The sequence below is a fragment of the Streptomyces sp. NPDC052682 genome (assembly GCF_040678435.1).
GTDB lineage: Bacteria > Actinomycetota > Actinomycetes > Streptomycetales > Streptomycetaceae > Streptomyces.
In genome coordinates this window covers 370734-384413 of sequence record NZ_JBFATS010000002.1, presented here as the reverse complement: position 1 = coordinate 384413, position 13680 = coordinate 370734, and the positions used below count along the sequence as shown (strand labels likewise).

Genomic DNA, 13680 nt, shown 5'->3' with positions numbered 1-13680 from the left:
AGCTCATCGGCAGGTCGCCGACCGTGCGATACCGGGCCGCACGCCAAGCAGATATCGTCGCTTCGACTGTGACCCGCGTTGCGGAAGCAGATCCGCGCAGGGAAAGCGGCCACAGGGGCCTGGGGAGGACAAGCGTGCGCCTGACTCTGACCGTCGTCGACCCGTTCGGCGGTGGCTCCGCCGACGTCGTGCTCGATGCCGATCCTGAGTCCACCGTGGGGGACATCGCGCAGGAACTGGCCAAGCAGGTCGGGAACAGCGGGGCCCAGGTGATTCCCATCGGGGGGCATCACACGCCGACCGACAACAGCCCCCTCATCTACGTCGACGGGTACGCCGTCGACCCCGCCGCCACCGTCGTGGGATCCCCGCTGCGCGAGGGCGCCGTCGTCAGTCTCCAGGATCCGTCCGGCTGTTTGCCGGGTGAGCCGACCGGCCTGGTCGAGCTGCGGGTCGTCGGCGGGCCGGCCGCCGGGTTCGTGCACCGGCTGGGGGTCGGGCGGTACGACATCGGCAGCGGGCCCGCGAACTACGTCCGTGTCGACGATCCCGAGGTCGATTCCCGCGCCCTCACCCTCTCCGTGGCCACCGACGGGACCTGCCAGGTCGCCGTCCACGGGGACAAGGACAGCGTCACTCTCGACGGCAAGCCCATCGAAGAGGTCCAGGGCGAGGCCGAGGGGGAGACCAAGGACCAGCAGAAGAAGGCCGGGAAGAAGAAGGGCAGACAGGGCAGCGAGAAGAGAAGCGGTGACAAGAAGGGCGGCACCACCTACGACTGGCCCCTCGGCGGGCAGATCGCCGTCGGCAACTCGTTGCTGGAGCTGGCCCGTTACACGCCCCCGAACGCCGCTCTCAAGTGGTCCGACGACGGCATAGGGCTCGACTACAACCGGCCCCCGCGGCTGCGGCCGCCCGAGCGGCAGACCAGGTTCCGGCTGCCGGCGCCGCCCCGGGAGTACGAACCCCGGCCGTTGCCCTGGCTGATGGCACTGACGCCGCTCGTCGGGGCCGTCGTATCGGTGCTGATCTTCCAGCGCTGGTACTACCTGATCATGGCGGGCCTGAGCCCCATCCTGCTGTTCGCCAACTACTTCAACGACAAGAAGCACGGGCGCAAGTCCCATGCCAAACAGGTCCAGGAGTACAAGGAGCAGAAGGAGCGGATCGAGAAGGACGCGCAGGACGCGCTGGTCGCCGAGCGGAACGACCGACGGCAGGCCATTCCGGATCCGGCCACGGTGCTCTCCCTCGGCACCGGGCCGCGGACCCGGCTGTGGGAGCGGCGGCGAACCGACCGGGACCATCTGCTGATCCGGGTCGGCACCGGGCGGTTGCCCTCCGAGGTCGTCCTCGACGATCCCGAGCAGGACGACCACCGGCGCGAAGTGACGTGGAAGATCGAGGACGCGCCCGTCGCGTTGTCACTGCGGCACCTGGGCGTCATCGGCATGGCCGGGCCCGGGGACTCCGCCCGCGCGCTCGGGCGGTGGGCCGTGGCGCAGACCGCCGCGCTGCACAGCCCCATGGACGTGCAGTTCTACGTACTGAGCGAGAACAGCGCCCAGGAGGCCTGGGACTGGGTGCGGTGGCTGCCGCACGCCCGGCCGAGCGGGGGCCAGGATGTCAACGTGCTCATCGGCACCGACGCCGAGACCGTCGGTGCCCGGATCGGTGAGCTGACGCAGATCCTCGACGCGCGCAAGAAGGCCGCCGAGGAGAACAAAGCCCAGGGCGTCACGTTCAGCGATCCGGACATCGTCGTGGTGTGGGACGGGTCGCGGCGGCTGCGGTCGCTGCCGGGTGTGGTGCGGCTGCTGCGCGAAGGGCCGTCGGTGTCGATGTTCGCCCTCTGCCTCGACGCCGAGGAGCGGTTCCTGCCGGGCGAGTGCCAGGCGTTCGTCGTCGCGGAGCCCAAGGCCCAGGAGTACGAACTCGCCCAGCAGGAGCAGCCCCTGCAGGTCGCCGGCGGGTTCCCGTCCTTCCAGGCGTGGCACACCACCGCCACCGAGCCCGCCCGTACCGACGAACCCGACCGGCTCAGGCTCCGTGTGGAGGAGGCCGGCGCCGAGCGGCTGAAGGACGTACGGCCCGACTTCGTCTCCCCCGCCTGGTGTCTGCGGCTGGCCCGGGCACTGTCGCCGCTGCGGGACATCAGCGGCGAGACCGAGGACTCGGCGCTGCCCGGCTCGAGCCGGCTGCTCGACGTGCTCCAGCTGGAGCCGCCGACGCCCGACGCGATCGCGGCGCGCTGGCGGATGGGCGGGCAGTCGACGCTCGCCGTCATCGGTGAGTCGTACGACGGTCCCTTCGGCATCGACATCCGCAAGGACGGCCCGCACGGCCTCATCGCCGGTACGACCGGTTCCGGCAAGTCGGAGCTGCTGCAGACCATCGTGGCGGCGCTGGCAGTGGCGAACACGCCCGAGAACATGACGTTCGTGCTGGTCGACTACAAGGGTGGCGCGGCCTTCAAGGACTGTGTCCATCTGCCGCACACCGTCGGCATGGTGACCGACCTGGACGCCCATCTCGTCGAACGCGCCCTGGAGTCGCTCGGGGCCGAGCTGCACCGGCGCGAGCACATCCTGGCCGCGGCCGACGCCAAGGACATCGAGGACTACCAGGACCTGGTGCGCCGGGATCCGTCGTACCGGCCGCTGCCCCGGCTGCTCATCGTCATCGACGAGTTCGCCTCGATGGTGCGTGACCTGCCGGACTTCGTCACGGGCCTGGTCAACATCGCCCAGCGAGGGCGGTCCCTCGGCATTCATCTGCTGCTCGCCACGCAGCGGCCCAGCGGTGTCGTCTCGCCCGAGATCCGCGCCAACACCAACCTCCGTATCGCGCTGCGTGTGACGGACAGCGGCGAGTCGACGGACGTCATCGACTCGCCGGAGGCCGGGCACATCTCCAAGAGCACGCCTGGCCGCGCGTACGCCCGGCTGGGCCACGCGTCGCTGGTGCCGTTCCAGTCGGGGCGGGTGGGGGGCAGGCGGCCGGGCGCCGCGGACCCGGCCGCGCTCGCGCCCTGGGTCGGGCCGCTGGCCTGGGAGGACCTCGGCCGGGCCGCGCTGGTCAAGCCGAAGGCCGAGACGCGCGAGGACGACGAGATCACCGACCTGAAGGTCCTGGTCGACGCCATCCGGGACGCCAACCGGTCGCTCGGCATCCCCGCCCAGCACAGCCCGTGGCTGCCTGCCCTCGACGAGACGCTGCTGCTCGACGACATCGAGGTCCCGGCCACCGCACCCGCCCCCGGCAAGCTGCCGCCGGCCCCGTACGGCGTCGAGGACCTGCCCGCGCTGCAGTCCCGCCGCCCGGTCGTGGTCGACTTCTCCACCTTCGGCCACCTGATGATCGGCGGCGCGCCCCGCAGCGGCCGCTCCCAGGTGCTGCGCACCCTGGCGGGCTCGATCGCCCGTACGCACTCCGTCGCCGACGTGCACCTGTACGGCATCGACTGCGGCAACGGCGCGCTCAACGCCCTGACCCGGCTGCCGCACTGCGGCGCGGTCGTCGGCCGGAACCAGACCGAGCGGGTGGTCCGGCTCGTCAACCGCCTCAAGGGCGAGATGGGCCGCCGCCAGGACCTGCTGGCGGACAAGGGCTTCGCGGACATCGGGGAGCAGCGGGCCGCGGTCGCCGAGGAGGAGCGGCTGCCGCACATCGTCGTGATGCTGGACCGCTGGGAGGGCTGGGTGCCCACCCTCGGCGAGATCGACCACGGCACGCTGACCGACGAGTTGCAGACGATGATGCGCGAGGGCGCCAGCGTCGGCATCCACCTGGTCCTGACCGGCGACCGTACGCTGCTCGTCGGCCGTATCGCGACGCTGACGGAGGACAAGTACGGTCTGCGGCTGGCCGACCGCAGCGACTTCTCCGCGCTCGGCATCCCGGCCCGCAAGGTGCCCGAGGAGATCCCGCCGGGCCGCGCGTTCCGCAATGAGTCCGGTACGGAGACGCAGTTCGCGCTGCTCGCCGCGGACACCACCGGTCAGGGGCAGGCGGCGGCGCTGGCCGCGATCGGTGAGGCGGCCGCCGCCCGGGATGCCGAAGTGCCCCGGCACCGGCGCCCGTTCCGGGTCGACAGCCTGCCCAGCCGGATCTCCTTCGCGGAGGCCTGGGAGCTGCGCGACCCGGAGGCGTCCCGGTCCCGGCTGTGGGCGCTGGCCGGCATCGGCGGCGACGAGATCGTCGGCTTCGGGCCCGATCTCGCCCAGGGCGTACCGGCGTTCGTCATCGCGGGCCCGGCCAAGTCGGGCCGCTCCACGGTGCTGATGAACTTCGCCCAGTCGTTCCTGGCCCAGGGCACCCGTCTGGTCGTCGCCGCTCCCCGCCAGTCCCCGCTGCGCCAACTCGACGGCACAGAGGGGGTCCTGAAGGTGTTCACCGGTGACGACATCGACGAGGACGACTTCGAGGAGCTCATCGACCAGGCATCTGTGGAGGAGCCGATCGCCGTGCTCGTCGACGACGGCGAGATCCTGGAGGACTGCGATGCCGAGAGCCAGCTGAAGAAGCTCGTCTCCCGCGGCGCGGAACGCGGTCTCGCCCTGGTCATCGCCGGTGACGAGGAGGACGTGTGCAGCGGCTTCTCCGGCTGGCAGGTCGACGCCAAGAAGGCCCGCCGCGGCATCCTGCTCTCCCCGCAGGAGTCCTCCAGCGGCGACCTGATCGGTGTGCGCCTGTCCCGCAGCATGGTGGGCGGGCAGGTCGCCCCCGGCAAGGGCATGCTGCACCTCGGGGACGGGGAGCTGCGGACGGTCGTCATCCCGGGGTGAGCCGGTGCCGGGGCAGGAAGCTACTTGACCTTCGACAACCGTGCCTGAGGCCGTCCCGACTCCGCGCTGTCCGACTGGTAGCGCAGGTCGTCGCCGACCGGCGTGAGGCGGACCGTGGTCCGGGCCGGGTTGCACCCGCCGTGGTTGCCCTTGGCACCGACGGACGTCGCCACCAGCTGCTTGTCCGTCACCTGCTTCAGGGTCAGTACGTCGACGCAGACGCCGCCGAGCTGGTCGGTCTGGCGGAGCCGGCCCAGCTCCTGGCCGGCCTCGGCCCGCTGGACGGTGAGACGGAAGGTGCCCAGGGGCAGCTTGCCGTCCAGGGCGCTGCCCTCGCCCTCCCAGGTGCCGAGGTAGCGGGCGGGGACGGCGGTGGGCGGGGCGCTGTCGGCCGCGGTGGAACTGGCACTCACGGAGGGAGGGCCGGCGCCTGCGCCGCTGCTGTCGTCGTCGTCGCGCTGCCAGTCCGGCAGCAGGTGGAAGACGAACACCGACCCGATCGTCACGGCCGCCATCGCCCCCGCGACCGCCAGGGCCACCGAACAGCTCAGCCTCCGCACCCGCCCCCCGCCCTCCTGGGCGGACGTGGCCGACACACTGACGGTGACCTTGCCGGGGCGGCGTCCGGGGGAGACGGCCGTGTCCCGCGGGGAGGCGTCTCGTGAGGAGGCGTCCGGTGCGGATGTGTCCCGTGCGGATGTGTGAGGCGTCCCGTGCGGAGGCGTCCTGTACGTGAGCGTCCCGGGACGGGGCGTCCCGACCGGGGGCCTCCCCTGCGTGGGCGTCCCGACCCGGGGCGTCCCGACCGGGGGCCTCCCCTGCGTGGGCGTCCCGTTCACGGGCATCCCCTGCGGGGGCGTTCTGTACGTGGCTGTCCCGTGCGGGCGTCGCCGGTGCCCGGGTCTCCTCCGGCGGGGCGGGGTACGCCGCCACCGCGGGCGCCGGCGGCACCGGCGGAGGCCCGAAGCCGCCCCCACTCGGTACCCGCGCCGCCGCGGCCCCCGTGGCCCCGCCACTCGGCGTTCCGCCGGCGCGCGCCTCACCACGCTCCCCGGCCCCCGGCACCCCCGCCCCGGCCTCATCGGTCGAGCCGGTCCGCCCGCCCCCCGGCACCCGCGCCGCCGCCCCACCAGCCGGGCCGGTCCGCCCGGCCCGCGGTGGTCTCCCGGTATCCGACCCATCTGCCGGCGCAGGACCCGCCTCCGCGGCCCCCTCCCCCACCGACACGCTGCTGAATCCCACCGGTCCCGACACCGCCTCCGCGGTCCCGTCCTGGCCCGCCTCCAGGTTCAGCACCTGCACCGCGCGGCGGCTGACCTGCTCCACGAGGGCGCCCGGGAGCCAGCCGCCCGCCACCAGCCGGGCCGCGCCCTCGGGGGCCAGGCGCCGGGCCACCTCGGTGGGGGCCGGGCGGGCGGCCGGGTCCTTGGCCAAGCAGGCCTCCGCCAGTTCCCGCAGCTCACCGTCGAGCGGACCGAGGTCGGGGGCCTCGTGTACGACCTTGTACAGCAGGGCCGCCGAGGAGTCCCCGGGGAACGGCGGCTGCCCGGTCGCCGCGAAGGTCAGGACCGCGCCGAGGGAGAACACGTCGGCCGCGCCCGTGACGCCCTTGCCGAGGATCTGCTCGGGCGACATGTAGCCGGGCGAGCCGACCGAGACGCCGGTGGAGGTGAGGGAGGCCGTGCCGTCGGTGGCCCGGGCGATGCCGAAGTCGATGAGCAGGGGGCCGTCCAGGGTGAGCAGGACGTTGGACGGTTTCACGTCCCGGTGGACGAGCCCCAGGTCGTGGACCGCCGCCAGCGCCTCGGCGAGGCCGGCCCCCAGTGCTCGTACGGTGGCGGCGGGCAGGGGGCCCTCGTCCGCGACCGCCGAGGCGAGAGAGGGGCCGGCCGCGTAGGCCGTGGCGACCCACGGCACGCGCGCCTCGGGGTCCGCGTCGAGAACGGGGGCCGTCCAGGCGCCGCCGACGCGGCGCGCGGCCGCCACCTCGCGCCGGAACCGGGCCCGGAACTCCTCGTCGAGCGCGAGGTGCGGGTGCACGATCTTCACGGCGACCGTACGGCCCCCGGCGCTGCGTCCCAGGTAGACCCGGCCCATGCCGCCCGAGCCCAGCCGGCCGAGCAGCCGGTAGGGCCCCACGACCGTGGGCTCGTCGGCGTCCAGCGGCCGCATGGCGTCACCCCTCCCCCGTACCGCCTGCTGCCAGCAGAGTAGTGCGCCGCCCGGCGCTTGCTCAGGGCTCGAGCAGATCGACCTTCACGTCGGCCGGGAAACCGGTCGTCGGGCCCACCCGGCGCGCGAACTCCGCCACCGCCCTAAGCTGCGGAGCGCCGAAGCGGAAGTCGAGGGTGGTGAAGTACTGCGCGAGGGTCTGCTCGTCGAAGGCCTCCCAGCGGGCCGCCTGCTCGGCGACCTTGCCGACCTCCTCCAGGGAGAGGTTGCGGGAGGCGAGGAAGGCCTCGTGCACCTTGCGGGTGATCAACGGCTCGCGCTCCAGGTAGTCGCGGCGTACCGCCCAGACCGCGAAGACGAACGGCAGGCCCGTCCACTCCTTCCACAGCCGGCCGAGGTCGTGCACGTCCAGGCCGTAGCGCGGGCCGTCGAGCATGTTGGCGCGCAGGGCAGCGTCGCCGATCAGGACGGCGGCCTCGGCCTCCCGCATCATCAGCCCGAGGTCGGGCGGGCAGGTGTAGTAGTCGGGCTGGACGCCGTAGCGCTCGGACAGCAGCAGCTGGGCGAGGCGGACGGAGGTGCGCGAGGTCGAGCCGAGGGCGACGCGGGCGCCGTCGAGGCGGTCCAGCGGGGTCTGCGAGACGATCACGCACGACATCACCGGGCCGTCGCAGCCGACCGCGATGTCGGGGAAGGCGACGAGCTGGTCGGCGTGCTTGAGGAACTCGACCAGGGTGATCGGCCCTATGTCGAGCTCGCCCTGCACCAGCTTCTCGCTGAGCTTCTCCGGGGTGTCCTTGGTGAGCTCGAAGTCGAGGAGCGTGCCCGTTCTCGCGAGCCCCCAGTACAGGGGCAGGCAGTTCAGGAACTGAATGTGGCCGACACGCGGCCGGGTGCGAGGATTCTCCACATCGTGAGGCTAGCCCTCGGGCGGGACGGCCCGGACCGCGGCCCCTCGGCCGCGCCCGACGCCCCGACGCCCCGCCGCCCGACGCCCCGCCGCCCGACGCCCCGCCGCCCGACGCCCCGTTGTCCGGCCCGCCGTCCGGCCCGCCGCTCCCCCGCCCGAGGCGCCGCTCCGCCATCCGGACCAGCGAGGTTCAAACCTTCGGGTGGCGTGATCTTGACCTCTGTTGCTTTCCGCCGCCTCCGTGCTAGGCTCATTCGCAAGTTGCAGTTTGGTTTCCCTTGCAGTACAGAGCCTGCGGAGCATGTGACCGCGGGCTCTCGTCGTTCTCAGACATATGCAGTTGTGCAGAACTCACATCTTCACACTTGCTGGTTCTGGAGCAGGGCAACCCTTTTGAGCCCAAGGAGGGCTTATGGCTACCGGAACCGTTAAGTGGTTCAACGCCGAAAAGGGCTTCGGATTCATCGCCCAGGAGGGCGGCGGCCCCGACGTCTTCGTCCACTACTCCGCGATCAACGCGACCGGCTTCCGGTCCCTCGAGGAGAACCAGCAGGTGTCCTTCGACGTCACGCAGGGCCCGAAGGGTCCGCAGGCGGAGAACGTCACTCCTGTCTGATCGATAGCAGTGCCCAAGGAGCCCCGCACCGCCCGGTGACGGGGCTCCTGCCCTTTCCACGGCCGGCTCGACCGTCGGACCCGGTTGTCAGTGCCCCCGGGTACCGTGCCCGCCCATGACCGACTCCGACTTCCTGACCGCCACCCGCACCTTCTACGACGCCATCGCCGACGACTACGCCGAGCTGTTCCGGGGCGTGATCGCGGCGAGCCCGCTGGACCGGGCCCTGCTGGACGGCTTCGCCGCGCTGGTGGGACCGGGCGGGAAGGTGGCCGACCTGGGCTGCGGACCGGGCCGGGTGACGGCCTACCTGGCCTCCCTCGGGCTGTCCGTCTTCGGCCTCGATGTGTCGGAGTCGATGCTCGCCGTCGCCCGGCGCGAGAACCCGGACCTGCGGTTCGTCCAGGGCTCGATGCTGGAGCTGGGCCTGGCCGACGGCGCGCTGGCGGGCGTGGTCGCCTGGTACTCCACCATCCACACCCCGGTGGACCGGCTGCCCGCCCTGTTCACCGAGTTCCGCCGGGTGCTGGCCCCGGGCGGCCATCTGCTCGTCGCCTTCCAGGCCGGCGACGAGCCACGGCGCCACGACCGGCCGTTCGGCCACCCGGTGGCGTTGGACTTCCTGCGCAGACGGCCCGGCCAAGTCGCGGAGCTGCTCGAGGCGGCCGGGTTCACGCTCCTGTCCCGCACGGTGCGCGCCCCGGCCGACGCGTACGGGGAGTCGACCCCCCAGGCGTTCCTCACAGCCCGCCGCTAGGGCGGGCCGGGGGGGCGTCCGTCGCGAGGAGCCGTCGGCTACTGCAGGCCGATCGCCGCGCAGGCCGCCTTGTACTGCGCGGTGCAGATCTGGTCGACCGTGTAGACGCCGTCCTTGACGACCGTGTCCTTGATGTTGTCCTTGGTGACGGCGACCACGGGCACCAGCATGGCCGGGATGTCCTTCTGGGTGGGGCTGTCGACCCGGTCGTTGGCCAGCGCGTCGAACTCGATGTCGTGGCCCTGGACCTTGGCGACCGCGATCTTCGCGGCGTTGGTCGCCTCCAACAGGAACGACTTGTACACGGTCATGTACTGCTGACCGGCGACGATCCGCTGCACCGCGTCCAGGTTCGCGTCCTGCCCGGTCACCGGCGGGATCCTGGTGGCCCCGGCCTCCTTGAGCGCCTCGATGACGGCACCGGCCATGCCGTCGTTCGCCGAGTAGACGGCGGCGATGTCGTTCAGCCCGACGGCCTGGATCGCCTTGGTCATGTTGGCCTTGGCGATCTCGGGCGCCCACTTCGTCGTGTCGTACTGCTTGACGATGTTGACCTTGCCCTGGAGTTCGCTCAGGGCGCCCTTCTTGAACAGGCCCGTGTTGGGGTCGGCGGGGTCGCCGTTCATCACCACGACCTTGGCCGTCGACGCCTTGCCGCCGAGCTTGTCCACCAGGGAGCGGCCCTGCACCTCGCCGACGAGCTCGTTGTCGTGGGAGACGTACGCGTCGATGGGGCCCTGGGCGAGCCGGTCGTAGGCGATGACCGGGATGCCCGCGTCCTTGGCCTTGCGCACGTCCGAGGCGATGGCCTTGGCGTCCAGGGCGTCGACCAGCACCACGTCGACCTTGTCGGCGATCATCTGCTGGAACTGCCGGCTCTGCCGGGCCACGCTCGCCTCGGCGTTGGCGTAGACGACCTTGCCCTTGTGGTTGGTGAGGGCGGCGACCTCCTCCTTGATGAGGGGGTAGTCGAACTTCTCGAAGCGCGCCGTGTCCTTGTCGGGCAGGAGCAGTCCCACCGTGATGGCGTCGCCCTTCTTCGGGGTCGCGGAGCTGTCGCTGCCCGCGACGCTGTCGAGGGCGCCGCAGGCGGTGAGCGGGAGGAGGGAGACGGACACGGCCAGGGCTATGGCGCTGCGACGACGCACAGCGGACCGACGGGTGATACGCGCGTTCACTTGAGGTGCCTTCCGGACGAGGGAGCAGCATCGCGACCCAGGTGGCTGAAAGCCAATTCCGTGACGGTGTGTGTCGTCAAGCACCCCAGGTTACGAGACCGCAACAGCGTGATTTCTCGTCGTATCCGGTCAAGTGACCGCGCGGCGGAGGCGGTTGCTCTCCAGGTACGGCACAGCCGGTGAGGGATCCCCCGGGTCCCCGGGTGAGCCCTCACCGGCCGGTGGGACGGGCAGGCGGCGTCAGACGCGGGCCGGTTCCAGGTCGCCGTCCCGGCGGGCGTCGGCCTCCGTGCGCAGCCCCTCGCCCTCGACGTCCACGTTGGGCAGGGCCCGGTCGAGCCACTTCGGCAGCCACCAGGCCGTCCTGCCGAGCAGGGCGAGGACCGCGGGGACGATGGCCATGCGGACCACGAAGGCGTCGAAGAGGACCGCGATCGCCAGGCCGAAGCCGATCGTCTTGACCATGGCCTCGCTGGAGCCGATGAAGCCGGCGAAGACCGCCGTCATGATGACGGCCGCGGCCGTGACGACCCGCGCGCCGTGCCGGAAGCCGGTCACCACGGCCTGGGCGGGCTTCTCGCCGTGTACGTAGGCCTCCCGCATGCGGGTCACGAGGAACACCTCGTAGTCCATGGCGAGGCCGAAGACCACGCCGACCATGAAGATCGGCATCATCGACATCACCGGTCCGGTCTCCTCGACGCCCAGCAGGCCGGCCAGCCAGCCCCACTGGAAGACCGCGACCACCGCGCCGAGGGCCGCCATGACGGAGAGCAGGAAGCCCAGCGCCGCCTTCAGCGGGACGAGGATCGAGCGGAACACCACGATCAGGAGGAGGAAGGCGAGGCCCACCACCAGGACGAGGTACGGCAGCAGGGCGTCGTTGAGCTTCTGGCTGACGTCGATGTTCATCGCGGTCGCGCCGGTGACCAGGACGGTCGCGCCCTGGTCGGCCTTGACCTGAGCGCCCTGGTCGCGGATGGCGTGCACCAGGTTCTCGGTGGCCACCGACGACGGCTTGGAGCCGGGGATCACGGTGATCGTCGCGGTGTCGCCGGCCTTGTTGGGCGCGGGCGGTGTCACCGTGACGACATCCTTCAGGCCCTTGATGCCGTCGGCGACGTCACCGAAGGCCGCGTGGGGGTCGTCGCTGTCCTTGGCGTCGACGACGACCATCAGCGGGCCGTTGAACCCGGGCCCGAATCCCTCGGAGAGCAGGTCGTAGGCCCGGCGCTGGGTCGTGGAGACCGGCTGCGAGCCGTCGTCCGGCAGGCCCAGTTCCAGGGAGGCGGCAGGTACGGCCGCGGCGCCCAGGCCGACGACAGCGAGCAGCAGGACCGCGACCGGGCGGCGTACCACGAAGCTCGCCCAGCGGGTGCCCATGTTCGGGCGGCCGGGCTTCCTCGGCGTGCGGCCGCCGCCCAGCAGCCTGCTCCTCTCGCCCGCGGGACGCACCCGGCGGCCCGCGTAGCCCAGCAGGGCGGGGATCATCGTCAGGGCGATCAGCACCGCGACGGCGACCGTGCCGGCGGCCGCGACGCCCATCTTGGTGAGCATGGGGATGTTGACGACGGACAGGCCGACCAGGGCGATGACGACGGTCAGGCCCGCGAAGACCACCGCGGAGCCCGCGGTGCCGACGGCCCGGCCGACCGCCTCCTCCCGGTCGCGGCCCTCGGCCAGTTCGGCGCGGTAGCGGGAGACGATGAACAGGGCGTAGTCGATGCCCACCGCGAGGCCGATCATCGTGGCCAGGGTGGAGGTGGTGGAGCCCAGGTCGAGCGTGCTCGCCAGGGCGGTGATCGACGCGACGCCGATGCCGACGCCGATGATCGCGGTCAGCAGGGGCAGACCGGCCGCCAGCAGCGAGCCGAAGGTGATGACGAGGACCACGGCGGCGACCGCGATGCCGATGACCTCGCTGGTGCCGGTGTGCGGGACCGCCTGGAGCGCGTCACCGCCGATCTCGACGGTCAGCCCGGCGTCCCGCGCCTGCTGCGCCGCCTGCTTCAGGGCGTCCTTGCCGGCGTCCTGGAGCTCCATGCCGGAGACCTTGTACTTCACCTGGGCGTAGGCGATCGTGCCGTCCTTGCTGACGGCCCTGGCCTGGTAGGGGTCGGTGACGGAGGCGACCTCGGAGCCGTCGGACAGCTCCCTGACGGTCGTCTTCACGGTCGCCTTGTTGCCGGGGTCGGTCATCTTCTCGCCACTCGGCGCCTTGAAGACGACCCGGGCGGTGGCGCCGTCGGCGCTCATCCCGGGGAAGCGCTGCTCCAGCAGGTCGAAGGCCTTCTGGGCCTCGGTGCCGGGGATGGAGAAGGAGGTGGCGCCCGGGGTGGGGGCGCTGGCCGCGCCGACCCCCGCGAGGGTCAGCAGCGCGACCCATATCAGGGCGACGAGATGCCGCCGCCGGAATGAGAGCCGGCCGAGTCGGTAGAGGAATGTGGCCACGAGGGCGTACTCCCGGTCAGGTCGTGGTTTTCGGGGCAGGGGTGATCAGCCCGACGACTGAGCGGTGACGTCAGGTGGAGAGTGGGGACTTCTCAGGAGGAGGTGGGGGATCTCTCAGGAGGAGGGGGGCACGCCGAGGGCGGGGAGGACCACGGCGTCGATGTACGAGGTGAGGAAGGCCTGGGTCGGCGGCTCGTCGTCGAGCAGCGCCCGGGTGGCGAACCCGCCGACCATCATGTGCAGCAGGAACTCCAGGGCCGGGCAGTCCGGGCGGACCTCGCCCCGGTCGACGGCGCGCTGGATGACGTGCCGGAACTCCGCCATCTCGGGTTCGATGAACTGCTCCCGGAACTCGTGCCGCAGCTCCGGGTCGTGGTGCATCGCCATCGCCACGCCCCGCATCAGCGCGGAGTTCCGCTCGATGGTGCAGTCGTCCTCCCGCGCCATCAGGGCGTGCAGGTCGCCCCGCAGGGACCCGGTGTCGACCTCGCTGATCTCGCCGGGCTTGATGTGCCGTATGGCCTTCACGACCAGCTGGGCCTTGCCGCCCCACTGGCGGTAGAGGGTGGCCTTGCTGGACCGGGTGCGGGCGGCCACGGCGTCCATGGTGAGGGCGTCGTAGCCGACCTCGCGGAGCAGGTCGAGCACGGCCTGGTACAGCTCGGCCTCGCGCTCGGGAGTGATCCGGCTGCGGCGCGCCGCCGCGACCTCGGTCATCTCTCACCGCCTCCTGAGGGGAACGAGACCGTTTCGTACGACGCGACTGTAGCGCAGTCGCCTATGAAAACGAAACCGTTTCGTACGTGTAG

Annotated in this window: 8 protein-coding genes and 1 pseudogene; 3 read left to right on the top strand and 6 right to left on the bottom strand. The window is 71.9% G+C overall.

The window, feature by feature from the left end; translation table 11 throughout:
* The first annotated feature begins 134 nt into the window (after window positions 1-134).
* Window positions 135-4787 carry an FtsK/SpoIIIE domain-containing protein gene (locus tag AB0K80_RS04230; protein ID WP_365665615.1) on the top strand — a complete coding sequence of 1551 codons (4653 nt, stop codon included), beginning with the start codon at window positions 135-137 and terminating at the stop codon, window positions 4785-4787.
* A 20-nt stretch (window positions 4788-4807) separates the two neighbouring features.
* On the opposite strand, the gene AB0K80_RS04225 is transcribed toward AB0K80_RS04230, so the two are convergent.
* The 3 genes and pseudogenes from AB0K80_RS04225 to AB0K80_RS04215 all read right to left on the bottom strand — a co-directional run bounded on the left by AB0K80_RS04225 (window position 4808) and on the right by AB0K80_RS04215 (window position 7869).
* Window positions 4808-5383 carry a hypothetical protein gene (locus tag AB0K80_RS04225; RefSeq protein ID WP_365665613.1) on the bottom strand — a complete coding sequence of 192 codons (576 nt, stop codon included), beginning with the start codon at window positions 5381-5383 and terminating at the stop codon, window positions 4808-4810.
* 619 nt (window positions 5384-6002) lie between these two features.
* Window positions 6003-6959 (bottom strand): annotated as a pseudogene (locus AB0K80_RS04220) (serine/threonine-protein kinase); the annotation flags it as partial.
* A gap of 61 nt (window positions 6960-7020) precedes the next feature.
* The gene (locus AB0K80_RS04215) at window positions 7021-7869 is read right to left on the bottom strand and encodes a menaquinone biosynthesis protein (protein ID WP_365665611.1); all 849 of its coding nucleotides are present in this window, start codon (window positions 7867-7869) and stop codon (window positions 7021-7023) included.
* A gap of 412 nt (window positions 7870-8281) precedes the next feature.
* Here AB0K80_RS04215 and AB0K80_RS04210 point away from each other — a divergent pair, with 412 nt between their 5' ends.
* Window positions 8282-8485, top strand: a complete 204-nt coding sequence (locus AB0K80_RS04210; RefSeq protein ID WP_004984723.1) for a cold-shock protein — start codon at window positions 8282-8284, stop codon at window positions 8483-8485.
* A 115-nt stretch (window positions 8486-8600) separates the two neighbouring features.
* Window positions 8601-9242: a class I SAM-dependent methyltransferase gene (locus AB0K80_RS04205; protein ID WP_365665609.1), complete on the top strand. Its 642-nt coding sequence runs from the start codon at window positions 8601-8603 to the stop codon at window positions 9240-9242.
* Window positions 9243-9280: 38 nt separating this feature from the next.
* On the opposite strand, the gene AB0K80_RS04200 is transcribed toward AB0K80_RS04205, so the two are convergent.
* The 3 genes from AB0K80_RS04200 to AB0K80_RS04190 form a co-directional block, all read right to left on the bottom strand.
* On the bottom strand, window positions 9281-10390 hold the full coding sequence (locus AB0K80_RS04200; protein WP_365665607.1) for a substrate-binding domain-containing protein: 1110 nt from the start codon (window positions 10388-10390) through the stop codon (window positions 9281-9283).
* 270 nt (window positions 10391-10660) lie between these two features.
* Window positions 10661-12871: an MMPL family transporter gene (locus AB0K80_RS04195; RefSeq protein WP_365665606.1), complete on the bottom strand. Its 2211-nt coding sequence runs from the start codon at window positions 12869-12871 to the stop codon at window positions 10661-10663.
* 114 nt (window positions 12872-12985) lie between these two features.
* Complete coding sequence (locus AB0K80_RS04190; protein WP_365665604.1) at window positions 12986-13588, bottom strand: TetR/AcrR family transcriptional regulator; 603 nt, start codon at window positions 13586-13588, stop codon at window positions 12986-12988.
* Window positions 13589-13680 lie beyond the last annotated feature (92 nt).

Bases quoted from the DNA above. Each gene is read 5' to 3' on its own strand.
- AB0K80_RS04210 (WP_004984723.1), top strand. From the start codon at position 8,282: ATGGCTACCGGAACCGTTAAGTGGTTCAACGCCGAAAAGGGCTTCGGA.
- AB0K80_RS04205 (WP_365665609.1), top strand. From the start codon at position 8,601: ATGACCGACTCCGACTTCCTGACCGCCACCCGCACCTTCTACGACGCC.
- AB0K80_RS04190 (WP_365665604.1), bottom strand. From the start codon at position 13,588: ATGACCGAGGTCGCGGCGGCGCGCCGCAGCCGGATCACTCCCGAGCGC.